The organism is Arthrobacter sp. 9MFCol3.1 (genome assembly GCF_000620385.1).
Taxonomy (GTDB): domain Bacteria; phylum Actinomycetota; class Actinomycetes; order Actinomycetales; family Micrococcaceae; genus Arthrobacter.
This window is the reverse complement of record NZ_JIBJ01000019.1, coordinates 35,348-60,138: the sequence shown is the minus strand read 5'-3', so window position 1 is coordinate 60,138 and position 24,791 is coordinate 35,348. Positions and strand designations below refer to the sequence as shown.

The 24,791-nt window shown below is 65.3% G+C and carries 18 protein-coding genes and 2 tRNA genes; 7 read left to right on the top strand and 13 right to left on the bottom strand.

Annotation, left to right across the window (positions count from 1 at the left end; genetic code table 11):
• The 4 genes from C560_RS0115990 to C560_RS0115975 form a co-directional block, all read left to right on the top strand.
• A partial coding sequence (locus tag C560_RS0115990; RefSeq protein ID WP_026538952.1) for a M28 family peptidase occupies positions 1-297 on the top strand: 297 nt, incomplete at its 5' end.
• Between the two features lie 477 nt (positions 298-774).
• Positions 775-2,046: a diaminobutyrate--2-oxoglutarate transaminase gene (ectB, locus tag C560_RS0115985; protein ID WP_026538951.1), complete on the top strand. Its 1,272-nt coding sequence runs from the start codon at positions 775-777 to the stop codon at positions 2,044-2,046.
• Between the two features lie 74 nt (positions 2,047-2,120).
• Entirely contained in the window at positions 2,121-3,572 is a 1,452-nt protein-coding gene (locus C560_RS0115980; protein WP_026538950.1) for an aspartate kinase, read from the top strand.
• Positions 3,573-3,587: 15 nt separating this feature from the next.
• Positions 3,588-7,913 (top strand): Pls/PosA family non-ribosomal peptide synthetase, encoded by a 4,326-nt coding sequence (locus tag C560_RS0115975; protein WP_026538949.1) that lies wholly within the window; start codon positions 3,588-3,590, stop codon positions 7,911-7,913.
• Here the strand turns inward: C560_RS0115975 and C560_RS0115970 are convergent.
• The 6 genes from C560_RS0115970 to bcp form a co-directional block, all read right to left on the bottom strand.
• Positions 7,910-11,089, bottom strand: a complete 3,180-nt coding sequence (locus tag C560_RS0115970; RefSeq protein WP_026538948.1) for an efflux RND transporter permease subunit — start codon at positions 11,087-11,089, stop codon at positions 7,910-7,912. The genes C560_RS0115975 and C560_RS0115970 overlap by 4 nt on opposite strands.
• A 117-nt stretch (positions 11,090-11,206) precedes the next feature.
• Positions 11,207-12,709, bottom strand: a complete 1,503-nt coding sequence (locus tag C560_RS0115965; RefSeq protein WP_026538947.1) for a malate:quinone oxidoreductase — start codon at positions 12,707-12,709, stop codon at positions 11,207-11,209.
• Positions 12,710-12,787: 78 nt separating this feature from the next.
• The gene (locus C560_RS0115960) at positions 12,788-14,443 is read right to left on the bottom strand and encodes an ABC transporter substrate-binding protein (RefSeq protein WP_442853166.1); all 1,656 of its coding nucleotides are present in this window, start codon (positions 14,441-14,443) and stop codon (positions 12,788-12,790) included.
• A gap of 243 nt (positions 14,444-14,686) precedes the next feature.
• The gene (locus C560_RS0115955; RefSeq protein WP_026538945.1) at positions 14,687-15,364 is read right to left on the bottom strand and encodes a fasciclin domain-containing protein; all 678 of its coding nucleotides are present in this window, start codon (positions 15,362-15,364) and stop codon (positions 14,687-14,689) included.
• A 237-nt stretch (positions 15,365-15,601) separates the two neighbouring features.
• Positions 15,602-15,683 (bottom strand) — tRNA-Leu (locus C560_RS0115950).
• Positions 15,684-15,803: 120 nt separating this feature from the next.
• On the bottom strand, positions 15,804-16,277 hold the full coding sequence (gene bcp, locus C560_RS0115945) for a thioredoxin-dependent thiol peroxidase (protein ID WP_026266452.1): 474 nt from the start codon (positions 16,275-16,277) through the stop codon (positions 15,804-15,806).
• Between the two features lie 110 nt (positions 16,278-16,387).
• Between bcp and C560_RS0115940 the strand changes: the two genes are divergently transcribed.
• Positions 16,388-16,870: a MarR family transcriptional regulator gene (locus C560_RS0115940; RefSeq protein WP_051082230.1), complete on the top strand. Its 483-nt coding sequence runs from the start codon at positions 16,388-16,390 to the stop codon at positions 16,868-16,870.
• A 122-nt stretch (positions 16,871-16,992) separates the two neighbouring features.
• Here the strand turns inward: C560_RS0115940 and C560_RS0115935 are convergent, their stop codons facing one another.
• From C560_RS0115935 to C560_RS0115910, 4 genes are all read right to left on the bottom strand, one after another.
• Positions 16,993-17,382 carry a hypothetical protein gene (locus tag C560_RS0115935; protein ID WP_026538944.1) on the bottom strand — a complete coding sequence of 130 codons (390 nt, stop codon included), beginning with the start codon at positions 17,380-17,382 and terminating at the stop codon, positions 16,993-16,995.
• A gap of 382 nt (positions 17,383-17,764) precedes the next feature.
• Positions 17,765-18,394: a DUF2510 domain-containing protein gene (locus C560_RS0115930; RefSeq protein WP_026538943.1), complete on the bottom strand. Its 630-nt coding sequence runs from the start codon at positions 18,392-18,394 to the stop codon at positions 17,765-17,767.
• Between the two features lie 87 nt (positions 18,395-18,481).
• Entirely contained in the window at positions 18,482-18,679 is a 198-nt protein-coding gene (locus C560_RS0115925; RefSeq protein WP_026538942.1) for a hypothetical protein, read from the bottom strand.
• 1,150 nt (positions 18,680-19,829) lie between these two features.
• Complete coding sequence (locus C560_RS0115910; protein ID WP_026538939.1) at positions 19,830-20,375, bottom strand: hypothetical protein; 546 nt, start codon at positions 20,373-20,375, stop codon at positions 19,830-19,832.
• A 264-nt stretch (positions 20,376-20,639) separates the two neighbouring features.
• Here C560_RS0115910 and C560_RS23415 point away from each other — a divergent pair, with 264 nt between their 5' ends.
• Positions 20,640-21,239: a hypothetical protein gene (locus C560_RS23415; protein WP_155855811.1), complete on the top strand. Its 600-nt coding sequence runs from the start codon at positions 20,640-20,642 to the stop codon at positions 21,237-21,239.
• A 615-nt stretch (positions 21,240-21,854) separates the two neighbouring features.
• On the top strand, positions 21,855-22,817 hold the full coding sequence (locus C560_RS22735; RefSeq protein WP_155855810.1) for a hypothetical protein: 963 nt from the start codon (positions 21,855-21,857) through the stop codon (positions 22,815-22,817).
• A gap of 367 nt (positions 22,818-23,184) precedes the next feature.
• Here the strand turns inward: C560_RS22735 and C560_RS0115895 are convergent, their stop codons facing one another.
• From C560_RS0115895 to C560_RS0115885, 3 genes are all read right to left on the bottom strand, one after another.
• Entirely contained in the window at positions 23,185-23,376 is a 192-nt protein-coding gene (locus tag C560_RS0115895) for a hypothetical protein (protein ID WP_026538937.1), read from the bottom strand.
• Positions 23,377-23,463: 87 nt separating this feature from the next.
• Positions 23,464-23,539, bottom strand: a tRNA-Lys gene (locus tag C560_RS0115890).
• Between the two features lie 116 nt (positions 23,540-23,655).
• Positions 23,656-24,783, bottom strand: a complete 1,128-nt coding sequence (locus C560_RS0115885; RefSeq protein WP_026538936.1) for a PQQ-dependent sugar dehydrogenase — start codon at positions 24,781-24,783, stop codon at positions 23,656-23,658.
• Between the last annotated feature and the right edge of the window lie 8 nt (positions 24,784-24,791).

Below are 24,791 nucleotides of genomic sequence, written 5' to 3'. Positions count from 1 at the left end.
TTCCGCTACTTCCAGGAGAACGCGCTGCCGGCCGAGACCACGCCCTTTGACGGCGGGTCCGACTACGACGCCTTCCTCTCGGCCGGCATTCCCGGCGGCGGGCTGTTCACCGGCGACGAGAAGAGGAAGACCCAGGCCCAGGCCCAGACCTATGGCGGAGAGGCCGGCAAGGACCTCGACCCCTGCTACCACGAGGCCTGCGACACCATCGCCAACACCAACCCGGAACTGCTCACCGAAATGTCCGGGGCCCTGGCCTACGGCACCCTGGCCTACGCGATGGCCAAGACCGGCTAAACACCCCGCTTCGCCGTTCACTTCGAACGCCCGCTTCGCCGTTCACTTCGAACGCCCGCTTCGCCGCCCGGTTTGCCGAGGATGTCGGATGTCCACGGTGCCGGCGCCTATGTCCACCGGATGCCCGACGGCCGGTTTTTTCCAAGTAGCCCGCAGCTGCAAACGGCGCGGGACCCGCGCCGGATCGGGTAGTTAATCAGCCATTTGAGGGGAAAAGACAGGTACCCGCTACTCAGGTGCTGAGAGTTTGCTGAGATTACGATAAGAAACGGATAAGCATTTGGGCAGGCGCCTATGATCTGCCCAGTCCCGTCTGAACAATCGCTCGACGGGAACAAATACGGGCCCCGTGAAAGCAACGGTCAGTGCGCCACAGATGCTGCGCTGTCTCTTTTTCGCGCCCGTCATCCGGAAAGCCTGGGTCGTGTTCACGCCCGGGAAACTTCGCTAGTCGGAAGTACGGGGGGACATCGCCAGATGGATATCTTTGAAAGCTTAGAGTCCGAGGTCCGCAGCTACTGCCGCAGTTGGGACACGGTGTTTGAGCGTGCGCACGGAAGCAGCCTCTTCAGCGAGGACGGCAGAGAATATCTGGACTTCTTTTCCGGCGCCGGCGCACTGAACTACGGGCACAACAACCCGGTGCTGCTGCAGCCCCTGTTGGACTATCTTCGCTCCGGCGCCATTGTGCATTCACTCGACATGAAAACACCCGCCAAGCGGCGCTTCCTGGAAACCTTCAAGGAGTTGATCCTCCAACCCAGAAATTTGGACTACAAAGTCATGTTCCCCGGTCCGACGGGAACAAACTCAGTGGAGGCTGCCCTGAAGCTTGCCCGGAAGGTGACCGGCCGGCAGCATGTCCTGAGCTTCACCAATGCGTTTCACGGGATGACCCTGGGATCGTTGTCAGTCACGGGCAATTCAATGAAACGCCAGGGAGCCGGCGTCCCCCTGACGAACACATCGAGCATGCCCTATGACGGGTTTTTCAACGGTCAGATGCCGGACTTTCTGTGGCTCCGGCAAGCACTGGAAGACAGGGGCTCGGGCATCGATAAGCCCGCAGCGGTGATCGTGGAAACCGTTCAGGGCGAGGGCGGGCTCCGCGCCGCCCGGGCGTCCTGGCTGCGAGGCCTTGCAGAGCTGTGCCGTCAACATGACATCCTGCTCATCGTTGATGATGTACAGGCCGGATGCGGACGGACGGGGACCTTTTTCAGTTTTGAGGAGGCGGGGATCACCCCCGATATCGTCTGCCTGTCGAAGTCCATCTCGGGCTTTGGCCTGCCTCTGGCACTGACACTGTTCAAACCCGGGTTGGATATCTGGAAGCCTGGCGAGCACAACGGAACATTCCGGGGCCACAACCCGGCATTCGTCACCGGCGCAGCTGCCCTGGAGCACTACTGGCAGGACGGCAGCTTCCAGTCAACCGTTGCGAGGCTCATTGCGCAGCTCCACGACGGGCTGACGCAGATCGCCGCGGGCGTCGAAGGCGCCACTGTCCGTGGCCGGGGACTGCTCGCGGGGGTTTACTACCCCAACCCCCAGACAGCGGAAAAGATCGCAGCCGAATCGTTCGCCAGGGGCCTGCTCGTGGAAACGTCCGGCCCCGAAGGTGAGGTGGTCAAGGCGATGCCCGCGCTGACTATCAGCCCAGAGGATCTTCAGAAGGGACTCGATATTCTCGCTGCAGCCGCAGTGACTGTGACCGGAGAGCCGGTCGCCTTGGGATCAACCATTTGAGTATCCGAACAGGGAAATCGGCTCACAGGGGCCAGTGCCCCTAGCAAGAATCGAAGTAGATTTCGGGGAGCAAAATGGGTACCCGCAAGGCAACAGATTTCAACGACAGTGATCTAGCGGAAACCGACCGGGCGATTCCCCCGGGAAGCGTCATTGTACAAAAGTTTGGCGGTTCGTCCCTAGCGGATGCCGCGGGTATCCTCCGGGCAGCCGAGCGGATCGCCAAAACGCGGACCAACGGCTATCGGGTCGTGGCGGTGGTGTCCGCCATGGGCGATACCACCGACGAACTCTGCGACCTCGCCGCGGAAGTTTCCGCCCGGCCCCTGCCTGTGGACCTTGACGCCCTGCTGAGCATCGGCGAACTTGTGTCCTCCGCGCTTTTGGCGATTGCCCTGGCGGATCTTGGCCAGCTGCCCCGCACATTTACCGGCAGTGCGGCCGGCCTCATTACCGACAGCATCCACGGCAAGGCACACATCACTGATGTCAGGCCGGACCGCGTCCGCAGCAGTCTTGCCCGTGGTGAGGTCCCCATCGTGGCAGGGTTCCAGGGCAGGACGCAGAAACGGAACAGGGTTACCACGCTCGGCCGCGGCGGCTCGGATCTTACCGCGGTCGCCCTGGCCGCTGCGCTCGGGGCCGATATTTGTGAGATCTACACCGACGTCGACGGCGTCTACACCGCGGACCCCCGCGTCGTCCCGACAGCGCGGAAGATCGAGGTCCTCTCGAGCGAGGAAATGCTCGAGTTCGCCGCCTCCGGCTGCAAGGTACTGCACCTGCGCTGTGTTGAGTATGCCCGCCGGTTCGGCATTCCAATCCATGTGAGGTCATCCTTCGTCCCGGAGCCCGGGACGTTGATCCTGCCTGGCCTTGACCGACATCCACTCCTCCAGCCCGCCAGGGAACAACCCGAGGTGACCGGAGTAGCAGGGGTCAACTCGGCATCGAAAATCACGGTGGTGGGAATGCCGGACCAGCCGGACACCATGGCACGCATCTTGCACGTCCTCTCAAGTTCGGGTGCGCACGTCCAGGCGATCGTCCAAAATTCGGCGGGCAAGGGCCCGAGGCGTTCCGACGTTGCCCTGATCGTGCCGGCGGCCCACGCCGGCAACGCCCTTGCGGTGCTGGATGCTGAAAAGGGAGCCATTGGATTCCAGGGATTGCAGCATGACGGCCAGGTGGGCAGGGTGTCCATCACGGGGCTGGGCATGCGGTCGTCCCCGGAAATTTTCTGCACTTTCCTCAAGGCCCTGTCCGACGCCGATGTGGAGCTCGATCTGGTCGATATTTCCGAGACGTCCGTGGGGGCTGTCACGCACGCCAGCCGGCTCGCGGACGCCGAGCGCGCTGTCCGGCGGGCCTTCGGCATGGCCCCGGCGGACGAGGCAACGGCGGCGGGTCATGAAGGCCATCTCACGCCCGCTGGGGGCCCCCCGCTCCAGACGTGGGTCGCGATTTCTGGCCAGAATATGACCCCTGTTTCCCAGGGCGACAGAACTGTGGCACGTCACTTCTAGCGAAGGAGCTAAAGGATGGGCAAGACCGCGAGGATCGGCAACGGCCTCACCAGACCTCCCGAGTTGCGGGGCATAATGTCGATGATCGGCGGCTCGGAGGGCGGAACTGTCCTGACGTCGGCCGCGCCCGACCAGGCCGCTCGCTGGCGGCGGGGCGAGCGTTTGGACCGGCTGTTTGAGGATAGTTGCGACCGCTTGCGGGAAGAGGGGCGCGGCGACCAGGTTGCCGTCGATGCGGGGGACGTTGTCCTGACGTACACGGAGCTGGATGAACGGGCGAACCAGCTGGCGCGGCATCTTCTGGTGTGCGGTGCCCGGCCGGGTGACCGCATCGCCCTGCTGTTTGACCAGCCATGGCGGGCCTACGTGGCGATGCTGGCCGTTCTGAAGATCCATGCGGCCTATGTTCCCCTGGATCCGGGATTTCCCCCTGACCGTCTTCAGTACATCGTCGAGGACGCCAACGTGTCCATGGTCCTGTCTCTGTCCCATCTGAGGGATCTGCTGCCTGAAGTAGCCGCCGTCACGGTGTGCGTTGATGATGTGCAGGCCCAGATCGACGCCAAGGATCCCTCCCGCCTGGGAAGCGCGGACCATGGCGGAACGAAGGACGAGCTGGCCTACATCATCTACACTTCCGGTTCGACCGGACGCCCCAAGGGCGTGGCAGTGGAACAGGCCAGTATCTGCAATTTCGTCCGGGTGGCCTCTGACGTCTACGGGATTGAGTCCACGGACCGCGTGTACCAAGGCATGACGATCGCCTTCGATTTTTCGGTGGAGGAAATCTGGGTTGCCTGGATGGTCGGAGCCACTCTGGTGCCCAAGCCGGGCCGGTCCAGCATGCTGGGTGCCGAGCTCGCGGAGTACCTGCAGGAAAAAAAGATCACCGCCCTTTGCTGCGTTCCAACGCTGCTGGCGACGCTTGACGAAGACCTGCCCGGGTTGCGGTTCCTGCTGGTCTCAGGCGAGGCATGCCCCAAGGACCTCGTGATGCGCTGGCACCGCCCCGGCCGGCGCTTCCTGAATGTCTACGGCCCCACCGAGGCGACCGTTACCGCGACCTGGTCGGTCCTGGACCCGGACCTGCCGGTGTCCCTTGGGGTGCCCTTGCCCACGTACACGGCGGTGATTGTGGATCCCGCTGAGCTTCGGGCCCTCCCGCGCGGTGAAACGGGAGAAATCGGTCTCGCGGGGGTGGGCCTGGCGCGCGGGTATGTGAACCGAGAGGACCTGACGGAACGGGCCTTTGTCCCGGATTTCCTGGGGATTGAGAACAATCCCTCCGGCCGGATTTACCGCACCGGAGATCTTGGACGGGTAAACGACGACGGGCAACTCGAATACTTCGGCCGGATCGATACCCAGGTCAAAATTCGCGGCTACCGGATCGAACTGAGCGAAATAGAATCCGTCCTCCTGCAGCTCCCGGGCATTGCGCAGGCAGTCGTCCAGACCTATGAGCCGGAACAAGGAACCGTGGAGCTGGCGGCCTACTACACCCTGCGTCAGGACGTGGAGGGTGTGGATGCCCATGACCTCCACCGGATGCTGCGCACGAGGCTTCCCGGGTACATGGTTCCTGCTTACTTTGAACAGCTGGACGCCATTCCCATGATGGCCAGTGACAAAGTGGACCGGAAGCGGTTGCCCCGTCCGGAGCACAGGATCAGCCGGGCGGGCTCGGGGTCATACACCGCCCCGACAACCGCCGCCGAAGAGGCCCTGGCCGCCCAGCTCGGCGCCGTACTGGGCCTTGACAAGGTCTCCACCGATGCCCACTTCTTCAACGACCTCGGTGCCGACTCGTTGTTGATGGCGCGCTACTGCGCCGGCATCAGGAAAGAAACCGCCCTGCCCGCAGCGGCGATGCAGGATATCTACGAGCACCCGACGGTTCGGCAGCTGGCCGCATGCCTCGAAGCCAGGCACAGTGAATCCATTCACATCGCCGACGTACCGGCGGCCGGCGCTGCGCGCCCCGCACCGATGCCCCCGGTGAGTTCGTTCCAGTACGCCCTGTGCGGTGCCATCCAACTGCTGATTTTCCTCGGTTATACGATGTACGCCGCTTGGCTGCTCATATTTGGCTACGAATGGGTGCTGGGGGGAAGCACACCGTTGGACATGTGGCTTCGCTCCATCGGTTTCGGTGCCGCCACTTTCGTGGTCCTGTCTGTGACCCCGATCATCGCCAAATGGGTCCTCGTCGGGAGGTGGAAGCCCGGCACCATCCGAATCTGGAGCCTGGCCTATCTCCGCTTTTGGACGGTCAAGACACTTACGAGGGCAAACCCACTGGTGACGTTCGCGGGTTCGCCGCTTTATGTGCTGTACCTCCGGCTACTGGGCGCAAAGATCGGCAAGGGGGTCGTGATCTTCTCCCGGAAGGTGCCCGCGTGCCCGGACCTGCTCACCGTCGGTGACAACACCGTCATCAACAAAGACTCCTCGTTCCTGTGCTACCGGGCACATGCGGGCATCATCGAGATCGGCCCGGTGTCGTTGGGAAGCAACGTTCTCATCTCGGAGAGAACCACCCTCGACATTGGAACGTCGATGGGCAATGACACCCAGCTCGGACATGCCTCGTCGCTGCAGACCTCGCAGGCGGTACCCGACGGCGAGGTCTGGCACGGTTCTCCCGCCGCACGTGCCAGCACAAACTACTTGCGGGTCCCGGCCGTCCCGTGTGGCACCCGCCGGAGGGTCATCTACAGCCTGCTCCAGCTGTTCAACCGCCTCGTCCTGGTTGTTCCCGCGGGCGTCCTCGGGCTGGCCGCGCTGCTGCCGCCCTACCTGAGCACAGGACATCTTCAGTTGGGAGCTTTCACGTTCTTTGTCGACGTCGTGGTGGTGACACTGGTCCTGTTCATTGTCGGGCTGATCACCGGCCTGGTGACCGTCCTCTGCCTGCCGCGACTGCTGAACCACTTCATTAAGCCTGATGTGGTCTATCCGCTCTATGGCTGGCATTTTTCGATCCACCGGCTGATATCCCGCATTTCGAACATCAAAACGTACAAAGACACCTTCGGCGACAGCTCCTACATCATCTACTACCTGCAGGCGCTGGGCTGGAAACTGGGCAACGTGCAGCAAACGGGTTCAAACTTCGGCCCCACGCTGGGCCACGAATCGCCATTTCTGTGCTCTGTCGGAACGGGAACCATGGTCTCAGACGGCCTGAACATGATGAACGCCGATTACACGAGCTCCTCTTTCCGGCTCTCGCAGGTCCAGATCGCCGGCCACAACTTCCTCGGAAACAACATCACGTTTCCGATCGGTGCCCATGTCGGTGAGAACTGCCTTCTGGCCTCGAAAGTGATGATTCCGATTGACGGCCCGATCCGGAGGGATGTGGGGCTGCTCGGCTCACCCGCATTTGAGATTCCCCGGTCGGTCCAGCGTGACGCACAGTTTGAGGAACTCAATACCCCGGAAGCCGTGAAACGGGTCCTCCCGGCCAAGAACCGGCACAACATCCTGAGCATGGTGCTGTTCCTGTCCGTGAAATGGGTCCTCTTGCTCGCTGCCACACTGGCCGGCGCTGTTGCCGTTTCGGCGCACAGCTTCCTCGGTGTGCTGGCCGTCGCCGCGGCAATGCTCGGCTTGCTGGTGTTCCGGGTGCTGTTTACCGCGTTGGTGGAGCGTTCGGTCATGGGCTTCCGCCGCCTGAAGCCGGAATACTGTTCGATCTACGACCGGTACTTCTGGCGGCATGAGCGTCTCTGGAAGCTGCTGGCCGGGGCGCCGTTCAATGGAACCCCGTTCAAGGCCCTGATGTGGAGGCTGCTGGGCGTCAAGGTGGGCAAGCGGCTCTACGACGCCGGCCTGAACATGCCGGAAAAAACCCTCGTCACGATCGGCGATCACTGTACGTTCAACGAGGGAACACACGTCCAGGGCCACTCCATGGAAGACGGCGCGTTCAAGTCCGACTACATCGTGTTCGGCAACCACTGCTCCCTTGGCGTCGATGGCTGGGTCAACTACGGGGCGACGATGCACGAAGGTTCGTCCCTCAGCGCCGACGCCTTTCTGATGAAAGGCGAAGATGTCCCGCAAGGTGCAACGTTTTCCGGGAACCCCGCCCGCGAGGTGATGAACCCCGCCGCATCGGCAACCCTCGTGGCCCTGGCATCGCGCGGGCCCCGTCACCGGGACGCGGCCGCGGCAGCTGGCGGCCGGCCTAAACTCTCCAAGGGTACGCACGGCGCCCACGCAACCCGTGCTGCAGCCGACGCGGCCCGCGGGACCCGTGCTGCAGCCAACACAGCCCACGGGACGCACCGGGCATCGCGGAAAAAGGCAGGGACGCCAGGTTCTGGTTCTTAGTGCGAACCGGTTGGCAGGGGAGCGTCTTCGGGGAAGTCGTCGGGGAAGTCTTCGGTCACGGCCGGCCCGGAATGGCGTCCGCGGCGCAGCGGCTTCTGCAGGGCCCTGCGCTCGCGCCGGCCTTCCACGAGCCGGTACAGCACCGGGACCAGGATGAGTGTGAGGGCCGTGGAGGAGATCAGGCCGCCGATCACCACGATCGCCAGGGGCTGGGAGATGAAGCCGCCGCCGCCAGTCAGTCCCAGCGCCATTGGTGTCAGGGCGAACACCGTGGCGAGCGCCGTCATGAGGATGGGGCGGAGGCGCTGGCGGGCGCCGTGCGTGATGGCGTCCGCCACGTTCATCCCGGGTTCGCCGTTGCGCGGCTGGCGGTACTGGTTGATGAGGTCGATCAGCACGATCGCGTTGGTCACCACGATGCCCACGAGCATCAACATGCCGATCAGGGACGGCAGGCCCAATGGCACGCCGGTCACCACGAGCAGGGCGATTGCGCCTGTCGCGGCGAACGGGACGGAAACCAGCAGGATCAGCGGCTGCACGAGCGACTTGAACGCAGCCACCATGATCACGTAGACGATCGCGATGGCGGCCAGCAGCGCGAGTCCGAGCTGGCGGAACGAATCGGCCTGCTGCGTCGTGGCGCCGCCGATCGTGGCGGTCACCCCGGGCGGCAGCTGGACTGACTTGAGCCGGTTCTGCACCTCGGTGCTGACCGCGCCAAGGTTGGAGCCCGACGGCGTCACCGAGACCCGCGCGGTGCGCTGGCCGTTGCTGGCGGTGATGGAGACGGGGACGTCCACCTGCTCCACCGAGGCGATGCTGCCGAGCGGGACGGCGCCGGCCGCCGTCGGGAGCGGGATGTCCCGGACGGCCTCGATGCTCGTGAAGCGGGTGCCCTCGCCAATCCGGACCGGGAAGTCGTTGGTGTCGATGCGGATCGTCCCGGCGGGAATCGGGCTGATCGTGGCGGCCAGGACCCCGGCCACGCGCTCCTCGTTCAGGCCGGCCGCGACGGCCTTGGCGCGGTCCACCTTGACCTGGACCACCGGCTGGCTGGCGGCCAGGTTGGTGGCCACCTCGCTGCTGCCCGGGACACCGTCCATGGCCTTGACCATCGCGTCACTGGCGCTCTGGAGATCGGCGGTGCTGGCGGCCTTGAGGGTGATGTCCACGGTTGACGAAGTGCCGAAGCCGCCCTGCTGGGAACCGACCGTGATCTTTCCGGCGTCGCCGAGCTTGGAGAGTTCCCTGCGGACGGTCTCCTGGAGCTTGCCCTGGTTGGCTTTCTCGTCCGTCACCACGGTGAACGTCGAATTCGACGCGCCGGAGGAGAGCAAGGCCGAGAAGCCGGTCTGGGCGTTGCCGGTGGTGGCTTGGACGTCCTTGATTCCGTCGATGCCCCGCAGGGTGTCCTCGACGCGGATCGCCGAGGCACTGGCTTCATCGAGGCTGGTCCCTGCCGGCAGGGCCTGCTTGACGGTCATGCTGTTCTCGCCGGAGCGGCCCAGAAGGTCGGTGGCGAGCAGCGGGGACATCGCCACGGTGCCGGCAAGCACCAGGGCCGCGGCGACCAGGGTGAGGATCGGGTGCCGCTGCGTGCCGGACAGGACAGGCAGGTAGCCGCGCTGCAGGAGCGTGCTCTGCTCGGCCTCGTGCGCCTTGGTGGCAATGCCAGCGGCAGAAGCCGGCGAGCCAGTGACGGCGGGTGTGCGCAGGAACCAGTAGGCCAGCACCGGCACGATGGTCAGCGAGACCAGCAGCGAGGAGAGCAGGGCGATGGTCACTGTCAGGGCGAACGGCCGGAACAGCGCGCCGGCCAGGTCGCCGACGAAGGCGATGGGCAGGAAGACGGCCACGGTAGTCAGGGTGGACGCCGTGATGGCGCCGGCGACTTCACGGATGGCGGTCCCGATCGCGGTGATCTTGTCCTCGCCGTAGCTCAGGTGCCGTTTGATGTTTTCGATGACCACGATCGAGTCGTCCACGACGCGTCCGATCGCGATGGTGAGCGCGCCGAGAGTGAGGATGTTGAGCGAGTAGCCGGTGGCCGAGAGCCCGATGAACGTGATCAGCAGGGACAGCGGGATGGACACGGCCGTGACCAGGGTTGCGCGCACGGACATCAGGAACACCAGGATCACCAGGATGGCGAAGCCCAGTCCCAGCAGGCCCTCGGTGGTGAGGTCCTTGATGGACTTCTCGATGAACGGCGCCTGGTCGAAGACCGGGGTGAATTTGGCATTGGAGCCAAGCTCGGCCTCAAGTTGCGGGATGGCGTCCTTGACCGCGTGGGAGATCGCGACGGTGTCGCCCTCGGGCTTCTTGGTCACGGACAGGGCGAGGGTTTCCTTGCCGTTCGTCCGCGTGATTGACGTGCGGGCGTCCTCGACCAGGCTGACATCCGCCACGCTGCCGATCGTCGCCGCATCGCGGGCCGCGCCCAGGGGGAGGGCCTTGATCGCGTCGAGGGAGTCCACCGGGCTGCCGATCTGCAGCGAGAGGGTCTTGCCCTGTTCCTCGATGGTGCCGGCCGGAACCAATGCGCCGTTGTTCTTCAGCGCGTCGCTGATGGACTGGAGGCTCGCGCCCGATGCCGCCAGGTCCCGCGGCCGCGGCAGGATCTGGATGTGCTGCGTGGCGCCGCCGGTCACGTCGGCGCCGCGCACGCCGTCGAGCTTCTGCAAGCGGGGGACGCTGAGCCGGGCGAGATCGGCGTTGAGTTCACTGAGCGGCTTGTCCGAGGAGACGGCCAGGAAGACGATCGGGAAGTCGCTGATGCTCCCGGCGATCGCCTGCGGCTGGACGTCCTTCGGCAGGGCCTGCTTGGCGTTGGAGATGGCGCGGTCGATCTGGTTCCGGGCCCGGTCCAGGTTGGAGCCGTAGGTGAACGCCAGGGAGATCTGCGAAACCCCGTTCCGGGACGTTGACGACGTCGACTCCAGCCCCTCGACGCTGTTCAGCGCCTTTTCCAACGGGGCACTGATCTGCTTGTCCACTACTTCCGGCGACGCGCCGGGCATCGAGGAGATCACGGTGATCTGCGGGAACTCGATGGAGGGGATGAGCTCCTGCTTCAGCGAGGACATCGTGATCACGCCGAAAACGCAAGCGAACACCGTGATCAGCGCGATCAGGGCCCGGTTGGCGAGAGACAGCTTTGCGAGCCGGAACATCTCATGGTCTCCTGGTGGGTCGGGGCGTCCTGCACTACGGGACATCAAAAAACGGGGACGTCACGGGTTGCAGCGGTCCCAGACCAGCAGTGTAAACCAGCCGCGGCCGGGCCCGGCTTAGTTGCTGGCGGTGACCTGTTCGAGTTGCAGCGTCTTGGCCGTCTCGGCCTCCAGCTTGGCGGCGAGCTCAGGGTTGTCGTTGAGCTTGACACCGTAGCCGGGCATCATGTCCTTGAGCTTGGCCTGCCAGCCCTTGAAGTTCTTCGGGAAGGACTTCTGGAGCAGTTCGATCATGATCGGCACAGCGGTGGACGCGCCCGGGGATGCGCCGAGCAGAGCGCCGATGGTGCCGTCGCGTCCGGCGATGACCTCGGTGCCGAACTGCAGCACGCCGCCCTTCTTCGGGTCCTTCTTGATGATCTGGACCCGCTGGCCGGCGGTGATGAGCTCCCAGTCGCCGTCCTTGGCCTCGGGGTAGTACTCCCGCAGGGCCTCGACCTTGTCGCCGTGGCGCTTGGCGACTTCCTTGATCAGGTAGGCGGTGAGGTCCATGTTGTCCTTGGCCACGGCCAGCATCGGGATGATGTTGGAGGGGCGGATGGACAGGGGCAGGTCCAGGTAGGAGCCGCTCTTGAGGAAGTTCGTGGAGAAGCCGGCGTACGGGCCGAACAGCAGGGACCGCTTGCCGTTGACGTAGCGGGTATCCAGGTGCGGCACGGACATGGGCGGGGCGCCGACAGACGCCTGGCCGTAGACCTTCGCGCTGTGCTGGGCAGCGATGGTCTCGTCGGTGCAGCGGAAGAACTGGCCGGAGACCGGGAAACCGCCAAACCCCTTGCCTTCCGGGATGCCTGAGGCCTGCAGCAGGTGCAGTGCCCCGCCGCCGGCGCCGACAAACACAAACTTCGCGTGGATGGAGCCGTGCTCGCCGCTCTTGGCGTGCTTCAGCGACAGGTCCCAGCCGCCGCCGGACGCGCGCTTGATGTCGCTGACGTTGTGGCCATAGTTGATCTCCACGCCGTTGTTGCCCAGGTATGTGGTCAGCTCGCGGGTCAGGGCGCCGAAGTCGACGTCGGTGCCCTCGACGGCGCGGGTTGCCGCGACGCGCTGCTTGGGGTCGCGGCCCTTGACGATCAGCGGGGCCCACTTGGCGATCTGCGCGTGGTCCTCGGAATACTCCATCGAACGGAACAGCGGGTTCGGCTTGAGTGCCTCATAGCGGGTGCGGAGGAACTTGGTGTGGTCCTCGCCGATCACGAAGCTCATGTGCGGAACGGTGTTGATGAAGCCCTTGGGGGAGCCGATCAGCGAGTTCGAGACGAGGTGGGACCAGAACTGGCGGGACAGCTGGAACTGCTCGTTGATGTTCAGGGCCTTGCCGGGGTCCACCGAGCCGTCTTTGGCTGCGGGGGAGTAATTAAGCTCACACAGGGCGGCATGTCCGGTGCCGGCATTGTTCCACGGGTCGGAGCTTTCCAGTCCCGGCTCGTCCAGCCGCTCAAAGAGCGAGATGGTCCAGGTCGGCTCAAGCTGCTTGATGAAGGCGCCGAGCGTGGCGCTCATGATGCCGCCGCCAATCAGTACGACGTCGGCGTGTTGGGTCTTGGAAATGAAAGTCACAATCAGTCTCCGATAGCAGCGGCTCTGGCTGTCACAGAATATCCCGCACCGCCCACTAACTGAAATTGGCCCCGGGCGTCAAGGCCTTAGCTCGACCTTTGTGAAAACTTCGTTCAGCACCGGCGACGCCGGGTACTTCAGCACCCGGTCCGAGAGCGCCAGGGCCGAGATCGGGAAGGCAATGGGAACCGCGGGCACCGTGGCCGCGATCTGTCCGTTGATGGTCTGGTACTCCTCGGTGCGGTCCTTGCCGTCCGGCAGGCCCCGGGCCCGGGCGATCTTGGAGAAGACCTGGGGATCCTGGTAACCGAATTCGCCGGTGTTCTCGCCGAAGAGTGGGCCGACGAAATTGTCGGGGTCAGAATACGAGCCGTTCCAGCCCAGCAGGTGCAGGGCGTGGTCGCCCGGGGAGGTGACCTTCTGCAGGTAGCCGTCAGCCCAGTCCACCGGTACGGGCTTGACGTTGAGCCCGACGGCGGTCAGTTGCCGGCTGATTTCGGCGTACACCTTTTCCGGCGTCGGCAGGTAGGGCCGGGTGACGTTGAGCGGATAGTAGAACTTCAGCTCCTCGCCCTTGTAGCCGGCCTCGGCCAGGAGTTCCTTGGCCTTGCCCGGGTTGTAGCCGAGCGCCGCGGCATTGTTGTTGAAGCCGCTGAGCTTGGGCGGAACGAACTGGGACGCCTGGGCCGTGTTGTCGATGAAGAACCGGCGGATCAGCGTGTCCTTGTCCAGCGCCATTTCAATCGCCTGGCGCACCTTGAGATTCTGCAGGATGGGGACTTGCTGGTTCATGCCCAGGTACATCACGGAGAACGGGTCCCGCTGGATGATCTGCTTTCCGCTCTTGACCAGTTGGTCGAAGTTTCCCACGGTGACGGCGTCGTAGGCGTCGATCTTGCCGTCCAAGAGCGCCTGCATCCGGGTCTGCGGGTGATCGTAGGTCACGAATTTGATGGTCCCGATCTGTCCCTTGTCCCCCCAGTAGTCCTTGTTGCTGGCCAGGGAGACGCTGCCCGGGTCCCACGAGTCGAAAACGTACGGCCCGGTGCCCACCGGGTGGAGGCCGTAGGCGGACACCGGCTGCCCGCCCCGGCTCTGGTTCAGGACGTCGGCGTTCTCCGCGGCGAGGGCCTTGGGCGAAGAGATCGCGAAGGCCGGGAGGGTGAGGGCCTGGAGAAAACCCGTGAAGGGCTGGGTGAGGCCGATCCGCACATTGTCCGGCGCAACGGCGGTGCAGTTCTTGTATATGGACAGCGGCGCCTGGTCCGCATGGGCCTTGAAGACGCCCTTGAAGGTGGTGCCGGTGGCCTGTTCGCGGAGGGCGGGTGAGAAGTTGAACCAGCGGTTGAAGTTGGTGCAGACCGCGGCGGCATCGAACGGCGTCCCGTCCTGGAATTTAACGTTCCCGCGCAGCTTGAACTCGTAGGTCCGGCCTTCATCGCTCTGGGACCATTCGGTGGCCAGTAGCGGCGTGGGCTGGCCGGTGGTCTGGTCCACGCCCACGAGGCCTTCCAGTACCTGCCGGGTAACGCGGTAGGACTCGACGTCGGAGACCAGGGCAGGGTCGAGCCCGAGCGGCTCCGAGCCGGTGCCGAAGGTGAAAACCGCCGTAGGTGCCGCGCTGGCGGTGGCAGAGGCGGTGGGGGAGCTGGGTGCCGGGCCGAGGCTGCCCGTGCAGGACGCGAGCGGCAGGACAAGGAGGGCGGCCCCGATGCTGGCGGCAATCCGCCGCACTGTCCTGCTGGGCACTGTACTGCTGGGCACTGAAGGAATCACCTCTGGGAACTGGATGGTCCGCCGGCTGCGGACCAGCCCCAGTCTAGTTGACGGCCGGGTCCGCCAGCTCTTGTGGCACACCGCCGCACGGCGCACGGCAGCGCAAAAAAGCGGAGGCCCGCACCTGGTGGTGCGGGCCTCCGCTTCTCCTAGTGGTCCAGGGAGTCAGGCTGGAGCCGGGCAGGAGTGCAAAAGGGCTGCCTACTTGGGCATCAGGACAGAGTCGACCATGTAGACAGTGGCGTTGGCGGTCTGGACGCCGCCGCAGACGACGTTGGCGCTGTCAACCTTGAGGGCATCCTTGGTGCCGGTGACCGTCACCGAACCGCCCTGAACCGTCTTGTGGGTGCCGACGATCTGGTCCGGGGTGATCTTGCCGGGGACCACGTGGTAGGTCAGGATCTTGCTCAACGTGGCGTCGTCCGTCTTCAGGGCCTCGATCGTGGCCGGATCGATCTTCTTGAAGGCGTCATCCGTCGGGGCGAAGACGGTGAATTCGCTGCCGTTGAGCGTGTCCACCAGGTTGACCTTGGGGTTGAGCTTGCCGGAAACGGCTGCGGTCAGGGTGGTGAGGATCGGGTTGTTGGACGCCGCGGTGGCTACCGGGTCAAGCGCCATGCCGGAGACGGAACCGGCACCGCTGGGAACCTGGGCGGCGTACGCGGCGCAGCCGGAGCCGACGAGGTTGGCGGCCGGATCCATGGCTGCAGCGGAGGCGCTCGTGGAGGGCGACGCCATGCTGGATTCCGCCGGTGCGGAGGACGGTGCCGAGGAGGCGGGGGCCGATGAGGCGCTGGATCCGCCACAGGCAGTGAGGCTGAGCATGGCGGCAGCTGCGATACCTGCAACGGCGAACGTGGTGCGCTTGATGTTCTGCATTTCGGTTTCTCCTTTGTTGTGCCGATGTTTGCCGGCGGCGATTATTTGCCGCTGCGGCCCTTTCCCGACTGTTGGGCACCGACCCTTGGTTGGTGTCTCAATGGGTATTCGGCTGCTCGGAGGAAACGGATGGGTGCGGATGTGAAATTCTTTTTGGCGGCTTCAAAACTCCGGAAAGAGCCCGGAACAGCGCCGGAAACGACGAGAACCCCGGTCCGAAGACCGGGGTTCTCTCTGTGCGCAAGGGGGGACTTGAACCCCCACGCCCGAAGGCACAGGAACCTAAATCCTGCGTGTCTGCCAATTTCACCACTCGCGCGCGGCGCCGTCGTCGTCCCGGGAAAGAACCCCGGCGGCGGACGCCAGGCTCTATTGTACCTATTGCCGGTTTGCAGGTTGCAACGGCTGCCCGCGGGCGGACGGAGCAGAGGCCCGGGGACTAGGCGTCGAGTTTCAGGTCACGGCGAAGTTTGGCGACATGCCCGGTGGCCCGAACGTTGTACTGCGCGACGGCAACCTGGCCGTCGGCGTCGACCACGATCGTGGAGCGAATCAGGCCTTGGTAGGTCTTGCCGTAGTTTTTCTTTTCGCCCCAGGCCGCGTAGGCCTCGGCGACGGAGTGGTCCTCGTCGGAGAGCAGCGGGAAGCTCAGCCCTTCGGCGGCCGCGAACGCCGCAAGCTTCCCGACGGGGTCGGGCGAGATGCCCACCACCTCATAACCAGCGGCCTGAAGTGCGCCGAGGGAATCGCGGAAATCGCAGGCCTGCTTGGTGCATCCGGGCGTGGCGGCCGCCGGGTAGAAATAGATCACGGTCTTCCGGCCCCGGAAATCGCGCAGGCTGACATCCTGTCCTTCGGCATTCTTGAGGGTGAAATCCGGTGCTGTGGCACCGGCGGTGAGTCGCTCAGGCACGGGTGTCTCCTTGGTGAGGTTCGTCATGAAATGGGGGTGGTAATCCAGCGTAGTGACGCGATCGGCGCCGGACGAATCCGCTGCTCGCTATACTCTTGGGTATGCCTGATATGGATCGCTGGCCCACGGGCCGCCTATTGTCCACGGCAGCACGTCTTGTAGAACACTCCTGGAACGAAAAATTGGGGGCCATTGGCCTGACCCATGCCGGGGTGATCGCCATGGAGGTGCTCTCGGCGAATGGGCCGATGACGCAAGCCCAATTGGCCCAGCTCGTCCGGGTCCAGGCCCAGACGATGGGCAAGACACTGAGCCGGCTGGAAGCGCACGGCCACATTTCGCGGCACCGCAGCACCTCCGACCGGCGCAGCCACGTGGTGTCGCTGACTGACCAGGGGCGCCAGGCGGTTGCCGCGGCCGCCGACATGGAACGTTCCGTGCTCGCCGCCACGCCCATTGACCCCGACCTGCTGCGCCAGGAGCTCCAGGCCGTGGTCAGGGTGCTGGCAACCAGGTCCTCCTCGCCGGAGGCCAAGGCCATCGTCACTGGCGCCGAGCCGGGCGCCGCTGCCGGGGCCACCCCGGTGAATTAGCCACCCCGCTGACTTAGCCACCCGCTGACTTAGCCACCCCGGTGTGGAGAAACGGGAACGGGACGGCAGGGTGTCCCGCCGTCCCAATAGATCCCGTTCTCGAGGCCTTCAGCGGTGACCGGTCACCAAGTGTTCCTGTGGTGGTTGTGTTTCCTGTTATCGTGCCGGTTTCCGTTATGGTCCCAGAACCCGTCCTTGTCATGCCGGCAGCCGTCCCGGCCCGTCCACGAGCCGCGGTGGTCGTTGTCGTCGCGCCAATTGCCATGGTCGTCGCGCCAACCCCATCCGTCGGCGTTGTCATGCCACCGGCTCTCTCCGTCCCACCAGCCATTGCGTGTGTCGTGCCGGTTGTTGTCCCGCATGTGGTGCCGGTTCTCAAATGAGGACTGGCTCCAGGAACTGGCGGAGGTGGTGGAAGTGGTTGCAGCGGCGCTGGCAGGCAGGGCGCTGGCGCCCAGGCCCAGTGCGGCGGTCACCGCGGTTGTTCCGATGATGCGAATAGCCTTGTTCATGAAACTTGGTCCTTACGGAGATCGATTTCCCTGGCACCGGGGCGGGCCGTGCAGGCATGCTGCCGGCGGCCCATGATTCCGTGTCTGCTGACGCGATCCTCAGTGAGGGCACCGGGAGATCTGTATGTCATCTTTGGTGGTCGCGTCGGGCTCTCTGGCCGGCGGTTTGTTGTCGGTCCGGGTCTGCAGGACCTGTCGTTCCAGGAAAGTTGCCCGGAGCACCTTTCCAGTCAACGCCCCTGCATTGACTCTCAAAAGGGACTAAAGACCCTGTTTCTTCCGCAATCGGACGGATCGTTTCAGGCGCCAGGACGCTGGCGATCGGATCAGCCCCGGCCCGTTGGCTGCTTGCCTGGATTGACGCTGCCTACACCGATGCTGCTTACACCGTTACTGCTTGGTTCGCCAGGGTGGCCACGATGGCGGACACTTTGAGGCCGGTGAGCACCGCCGTGAGCAAGACGACGCTGATCGTGACCCACACCGGGGCGAGACCGCGCCGCGGGGCGACCTCGTGGACGATCACGGAGCGGCCAATGACGTAGACATCCCTGCTGAGGAACACCCACGCCCAGTGGAACGGCCGGACAACGCCGTCCTTGCGCAGCCGGTCCCAGTCCAGGTACGCCAGGAGGGCAGACACACCATAGGCCACGAAACTGATGGCTATGAGGAGGAAGTAAGGCGCCGTGAAAATCGACGCCGGATCAATTGTCTGGATCTGCCGCGGGCCCACGGTGCGCAGCCGGAGCACAGGGTTCCAGAACATCAGCAGGATGAGCGGCACGAGCGGCAGGGCCACAATCGTCCAGATGTACGCGTTGTAGACCGGTGTCCGGTCGCTGATGCGCCTGCGCGGTGCCACCGGGTGCCGGGGCGCCGTCGTCTGGAACTGGGGTGCGTTGAACTGGCCGGTCCAGGCCGAACCGTTCCACCACTGAAGCCGGCCCGAGCCTGCCGGGTCCGGATACCAGCCGGGGCCAGGGGCGGAGGCGTTGGGCGGGACGGTCATGGCTGTTCATCCTTTGCGGGGCGTGGCGCGTTCGCTTGTTCTGTTCTGGGACAAAGCGTACAGGGGTGGCTGCAAGGGGGAGCGGCGTCAGCGGCGGTGACCGGTGTTGTCGAGGCCGACGAAATGCGAGAGGCCAACGGTGCTCCCGTGCTTGAGATCCCTGAGGGCCCGTTCCGATTCCGGGTCCGAGCCGGTGCGCATGCGGAAGGACTTTTGCCGCAGGTCACGGATCATGGTCGCCATCACGATGAGAACGGCAACAACGCCCAGGATGAGCAACTCCATGATTCCCCCATTGGTCGCAGTGGTGAATTGGAGTCTAACCGCGGCCCGTGCCGGCGGGAAGACCGGCCGACGGCGCAGACCCGTCCGCTGGAACCCCGGGGCCAGCCTGCCGCCCGGGAGCAAAGGGCAATCCGGAAGTATCGACGCGCCAGCGGATCGGGAGGACGATTAATAGGCAATCACCATGAAGGAGGTCAGTGATGTGCTATTCGTACAACAGGGATTCCTGGCGGGATACCAGGAAGGATGCCGCAAAGGAATCTGAGGATCGCCCGGAGACCCGGGCGAAGGCGCCGGAATTCAGGTTCTGGGCCTTCCCTCGCCGCAGCAAGGAGTTCACGGTCGAAGAGCCGGAGAAGGTGCGCGACCGGTCCCGCGAGAAGGTCTGATAAATCGATGTGCATGAGGCGGCCGCTGAACCACACAGTCCGCTGTGACGGTTCGGCGGCCGTTTCATGGCCGGGCGGGCCGGCGCAGGCCAATGGCCGCGGAGAGGCCTATGAGCAGGCCGCTGAGCGCCAGCAGTAATCCTCCGGCGAGACCGCCTTGCCCGTCGGGTCCGGGACCAACCCGGCCCCGGCCGGCCGCCGCTCCGGAAGGATTCGCCGTTGAGGGCTCTGAGCCTTGGCCCGGATCAGGTGATTGGGGCGCGGGCGTGCCCGCCGTGGCTGGGGCCGGAACGGCGCCGGTGGCCGGCACGGCAGCGGCTCCGTGGCTTTCGGAGGGGGCGGGGCCGGGGGTCCGCGGAGCCGCGACCTGCCCGGGAACCTGGCCGTGAGACGGCGGCTGTGACGGCGGTTGGGACGGTGCGGGGTCCGACGGCGGCGCTGCATTGCCCGGGGCAGTCGCGCTGGGCGTCGGGGAAGCGGACGGTGGGCCAGGCGTCGGCGAGGCGGGGCAGATCTTCACGGGAAGAAGGCCGGCCGGCTTACAGGGCCCGGCCGCCGCGGGCAACGCAAGGGCTAACGGCGAGGCCGCGAGCAGCACGGCCACGGCGGATGCGTACGAGGCCTTCCGGATGGAGTTCATCCTCACCATCGTAGGGTTCAACCGCCGGCAGCAAGGGAATCCCGGCCCGGCGCGGCTCCCTTGCAGCGCCCTTAGGCGCTCGTCTTCGTTGCGTTCTTAACGGGGGCCGTCGTCGGGTGCCTCACTGGCCCGTGACTTTGATTCCGGCGACCGCCCCGGTCCAGGCGCCGGTCGGGTCCGGGCGGGTCAACTGGGCACTGACGTAGCCCTTCTGCAGTTGGACGACCTGCGATGGGGTTCGCGAGCAATCGACCTCCAACACCGTGTGCTCTGTTCCGGTCAGCGAGTTCTGGGAGAGGTAGATCTGGGCATGGGGAATGCCCACGCAGGCCGCGGTGATTGTGTGCGGACCGGCGACCGTCACCGTTGCGGCTTTGGTGAAGCCAACCCCTGGCCCGTCCGCCGGACCGGCGTCGGAGAGGAGCACGGACCCTGGCGCCTCGGCCAGACGCTTATGCAGTTCGGCGTAGTTGCTCGCTTCCACGCCCAGAACCCCCGGATCTTTCGTCGGGGCGGCGGGCGCCGGCCGGTGGCTTTGCCCGGCCGCCGTCGGCCGCGGATCGCCGTCGTCCTCGTAGGCGCAGGCGGGCACGCCGCCGGCCAGAAGCATGCCAACAAAGAGTCCCGCAGCGACGCGGACTATTTTCGTTCCCCCAGGTCCAGACATGGGCCGAGTCTACGGTCAGTCCTTTGAATTACAAGTCATCCCGGCCCGGCGGGCAGGCGCCTGCGGATACCTCCTCCATGCCTCGCGGACGACGACACCGCGTGGCCCCGCCCTGCGACCCGAACAAGATGTCCGCACATGGTCAAGTTACCTCGCTGAGGAGTGCGGAGTTCCGAGCCCCGGCGGACTGCACTTCCCGTCATGGCCTAATCCGCACGCCGCATGTAATCTGACTTCGAATCGCTCGCAACGTAATGGGGAACCTTGACTGAGAACATCCCGGCCGTCCCGCCAGTACCGCCGTATGCCCAGACGCCGCCCCACCCGCGGCAGGGGCAGTTCGGTCCGGTCCCGGGCAACGAGCCGCATCTCGCTGCACCCCAGACCTACGCTCCGCCGTACGGCCAGCAGCCGTACCTGTACCAGGCTCAGCAGCCGTATTCGGCCTACCCGCCGGCACCGCCGCTGCAGTATTCACCGGACGGCAGATGGACGTACACGCCGGCTTCGAGGTCCTCTGGATACCGTATCGCGGCAGGCACCACGTCGATTGTGCTGGGCGCCTGGCTGTTCCTGCAATTTCTGGTCGGAGCATCCCAAGGACTCGGTTTCCTGGCCTTCCTCTCACTCGTCGCAGCGGGCGGGACGCTCACAGCCGGCATCGTTCTGTTGGCCAAACAGCGGGGCTGGGAGAGGGGCGCGCCCGTCACCGTGATGAGCTTCGCAGGGTTCGCCCTCTTTGTCGGTGTCCTCCACCTTGCCGGCCGCTCCGGTGTCGGCATGTTCGTCTTCAACTTCCTGCTGTCAGTTCCGGTTCTGATCGTCATGGGCATCGGGTTATCCCGGGAATCAGGCGACAGCTGACCAATCACTTTGTGGCCGGCCCGACCTCCACGACGAAACTCATCCAGTTCGCCCCAGTCAGGGCTGGTTGACGTCAGCCAGCTAGGGATCCTCGCTGATCACAAAGGGCCGCCCGCTGCACCTGCCTTGCGGTCACTCGCCCTGTTCCTCAGGTGTGCAGGCGCGGCGTTTCTGGCGCTAGTAGGACAGGACGTGCCAGTACGCGGCTACGCGGTCGGTGACTTGTCTTCATCGTCATCGCGCCGCTTGGAACGCAACTTGAACGCGATTCCCACTGCAACTATGACCACCAGGGAACCAGCAAGAACGGATTCACCGCGAATACTCAGCCGCTGTCTGGGCGGTCCGGGCCGCGCCCCGCGGCGACGCCGCCGACACCTATCAGGCCGGAGTGAAAGCGGCCTTGGACGTGGTGCGCCGCCTCGGTTTCCCTTACGCTGACTCCGGGAGCCGACGACGATGGGGGTACAGGCGCAGATGGGTGAGCCGGGGGAGCTGGGGGAACCGAGGCGGATTCCGCTGTGGAAGCTTGAAGAAATGGCCGGCAACCCTGCCCCGCCCGAGGGCTGGCGCGGTAATTCCGCACCGCTGCTACCGGCCTGGGACGCGAGTCAGGTGCACACCTCTTCCTCCGCCGTCCGGGACGCCTTGGCCCGCCGCGCCCCATGGCCGATCCGCCTCTTCCGGGCATTGTTCAAGGTCACCGCCGTCGTGACAGCCGGCGCGCTCCTGGCCGGATTCAGCCTCTATCTGCACGGCGATCTGAAACCGTCGGCGTTGCTCGGCGGCCCCGGTGAAGCCCCCGATCTCGGCATGCCCAACCTGCTGGCACCTTTCATCCCGCCTCCGGCAGATGCTTATCCTGCGGACGCCGCCGGGTCCGGGCCCCTCACCGACTACCCGACACCGGGCCGGGAAGAGGGCGCTGCCCCGCTCGGACGGCCCGCACCGGTGCCTGCCACGTCCGCCGCCTACGCCTTCATGGATACCGACGATGACGGGCAACCGGTCAAGTACGATCCGTGCCGGCCCATCCACTACGTCATCCGTTCCGCCAACGAGCCCGCCGCCGGACCGGAACTCATCCAGCAGGCAATCGACGCGGTTTCCCGCGCGACCGGGCTGGTGTTCATCAACGACGGGCCCACCACAGAGTCGCCGTCAGCGCAGCGCGACTCCTACCAGCCGGCCCGCTACGGGGACCGGTGGGCGCCTGTGCTCATCGCCTGGGAAACCACTGCCGAGGAACCCAGTTTCACCGACCTCGATGACGGGGACACCATCCTGGGCCGGGGCGGCAGCGAGGCCGTCAGTATTGGGGACACCGACTTCACCTACGTCAGCGGCCAGCTGGAGCTGAACGCGACCGGCCTGCGGTCCCTGATCGAGCTCGAAGGCCCGGCCCAGGCCCTCGGCACCATCGAACACGAACTCGGCCACGTCGTGGGGCTGGACCACGTCCAGGACCCGACCCAGCTGATGAACCCTACCGACGCTGCCGGCCTGAACAGCTACCAGGCCGGGGACCTCAACGGCCTGGCCCTCCTCGGCCAGGGGGAGTGCCGGCCCGGAGTCTGAGCTGGCGAGCGGGGCGCGGGCCGCCGTACGCATAGAGTGCCGAGGGACGGGTTCAGGGCTGCATTGAACCTGGCCATAGTGTCGTCCTAGTCGGTGGCGAGCTCCCGGAGAGTGTCAGTGCCGCGTTCGGGTTGGCGGCGACGTCTTCGCGGCACCAGCCGGAATCCGAGTCGGACCGGTATACCCGGACGCGGGACCCACCGGCCCAGGCACCGTGACCGACGTCTGTCAGCTTCTGGCGCCGTAGGCGTGCAACAGCGGCGACAAATCCTGACGGCGGTTGAGGCAGGACTGACCGTAGCTGGCAAGGCGTGGAGACGCACGGCCGCCTCGAGGGTTGACCGGGCTTCTGTGCGGGTATGGGGGACTATTTGCCGAAGGCGGCGGTGTACTGGGCGTTTACGCTCGGGGACAGCTTGCCGTTGACGCGCAGCAGGGTTGTGCCGTCCGGGTGATGCCATTCGGTGCCGGCTGCCGGGCCCATCGCCTTCAGGACCTTCCGGATGAAGCTGTGTGGGCGGCCTTGGGCTTCCGCTGCCGGGGGCGGGCCAGAGTACATAGCTGATGAATATCCCCCAGAGCCATACGGAGCAAAACAAAACCCCGCCTCTGCCAGCCGCTAGGCCAGTAAAGACGGGGTTTTCGTTGGTGCACCCCCCGGGACTCGAACCCGGAACCCATTGATTAAGAGTCAATTGCTCTGCCAGTTGAGCTAGAGGTGCATCTGTTGTTTTCGTTCACCGGGGCTTTTTATTTCCCGCGTTGTTCTCCGCAACGACATGAAACTCTACACGAGATTGGCTGTCGTGTGAAATCGAGGGGCGCGGGCTGGTCCACGTCAGCCGGGGAGGTTCAAAATCAGCGCGAAATCAGGGTTTTGACCGTTACTGAGGAGCCACAGACGGCCGTCAGGAGCGAGGGAAACGTTGCGCACCCGGCCATACTTTCCTGTGAAATAACTCACAGGATCTCCGGCGAATTCGCCGTTGAGGGGTACAACCCAGAGTCTTTGACCGCGAAGGGCGCCCAGATAGGCAATGCTGCCGACAATTTCGAGTCCGCTGGGGGAGGACTCCGCCGTCGACGGCCACACCACTTCGGCGTCCAGGAGACCGGGGCGGTGAGGGGCACCCGTCACCTCGGGCCAGCCGTAGTTGCCGCCCGGCACGATCAGGTTGAGCTCGTCGTTGACGTCGGGGCCGAATTCGCTGGCCCACAGCCGGCCCGCGCTGTCCCAGGCCAGCCCCTGGACGTTCCTGTGGCCAAAGCTGTAGACCGGGTTGTCGCCGAACGGGTTTCCCGGCGCCGGCCGGCCATCCGGAGTGAGGCGGAGGATCTTCCCGCCCAGCGCCGCACGGTCCTGCGGCTGCTCCCGGCGCTGGGAGTCGCCGGTCCCCACATACAGGAAACCGTCGGGCCCAAACCGGATCCGGCCGCCGTTGTGCGTGCCGGCCTTGGAAATACCGGTGAAAACCGGTTCCAGGGCGCCGAGCTCCAGCCGGCCGCCACGTTCCTCCAGCCGCATGCGGGCGATTCTGTTGTCCGCCGCCGCGGTGAAGTAGGCGTAGAGGTACCGGTCCGACGCGAAGTCGGGGGAAAGGGCAAGGCCCAGGAGGCCGCCTTCGCCGCCGGGAACGACGCCGGGCACTTTGCCGACCGTACCCAGCTGCCCGTCTTTGATGGTCCTGAGCAGGGCGGTGTCGCGCTCGGAGATGACCGCGGTGCCGTCGGGCAAATGGACCGTGGACCACGGCAGTTGCAGCCCGCTAACCCGCCCGGCAACGGTGGGCTCACCCGCCGCCCCGGCCGTAACTGTTGCGCCGGTGGCAGTGCGGTCTCCCGGCTGAACCACGGGGGAGGTTGAGCCGCCGGTACAGGCACCCAAGAAAAACAGGGCAACGGCCAGCGCGGTGGCCCGGGCCGCTGCCCTGCCAACGAAACGCCTGTGGGTGAAACGGGGGAGCATCAACGGAC

Excerpts from the sequence above, each read along its gene's own strand:
- C560_RS0115885 (WP_026538936.1), bottom strand. The coding sequence starts at position 24,783 with ATGCTCCCCCGTTTCACCCACAGGCGTTTCGTTGGCAGGGCAGCGGCC.
- C560_RS0115975 (WP_026538949.1), top strand. The coding sequence starts at position 3,588 with ATGGGCAAGACCGCGAGGATCGGCAACGGCCTCACCAGACCTCCCGAG.
- ectB (WP_026538951.1), top strand. The coding sequence starts at position 775 with ATGGATATCTTTGAAAGCTTAGAGTCCGAGGTCCGCAGCTACTGCCGC.
- C560_RS0115980 (WP_026538950.1), top strand. The coding sequence starts at position 2,121 with ATGGGTACCCGCAAGGCAACAGATTTCAACGACAGTGATCTAGCGGAA.
- C560_RS0115930 (WP_026538943.1), bottom strand. The coding sequence starts at position 18,394 with ATGACCGTCCCGCCCAACGCCTCCGCCCCTGGCCCCGGCTGGTATCCG.
- C560_RS0115925 (WP_026538942.1), bottom strand. The coding sequence starts at position 18,679 with ATGGAGTTGCTCATCCTGGGCGTTGTTGCCGTTCTCATCGTGATGGCG.
- C560_RS0115935 (WP_026538944.1), bottom strand. The coding sequence starts at position 17,382 with ATGAACAAGGCTATTCGCATCATCGGAACAACCGCGGTGACCGCCGCA.
- C560_RS0115910 (WP_026538939.1), bottom strand. The coding sequence starts at position 20,375 with ATGTCTGGACCTGGGGGAACGAAAATAGTCCGCGTCGCTGCGGGACTC.
- C560_RS0115940 (WP_051082230.1), top strand. The coding sequence starts at position 16,388 with ATGGATCGCTGGCCCACGGGCCGCCTATTGTCCACGGCAGCACGTCTT.
- C560_RS0115955 (WP_026538945.1), bottom strand. The coding sequence starts at position 15,364 with ATGCAGAACATCAAGCGCACCACGTTCGCCGTTGCAGGTATCGCAGCT.
- C560_RS0115970 (WP_026538948.1), bottom strand. The coding sequence starts at position 11,089 with ATGTTCCGGCTCGCAAAGCTGTCTCTCGCCAACCGGGCCCTGATCGCG.
- C560_RS0115895 (WP_026538937.1), bottom strand. The coding sequence starts at position 23,376 with ATGTACTCTGGCCCGCCCCCGGCAGCGGAAGCCCAAGGCCGCCCACAC.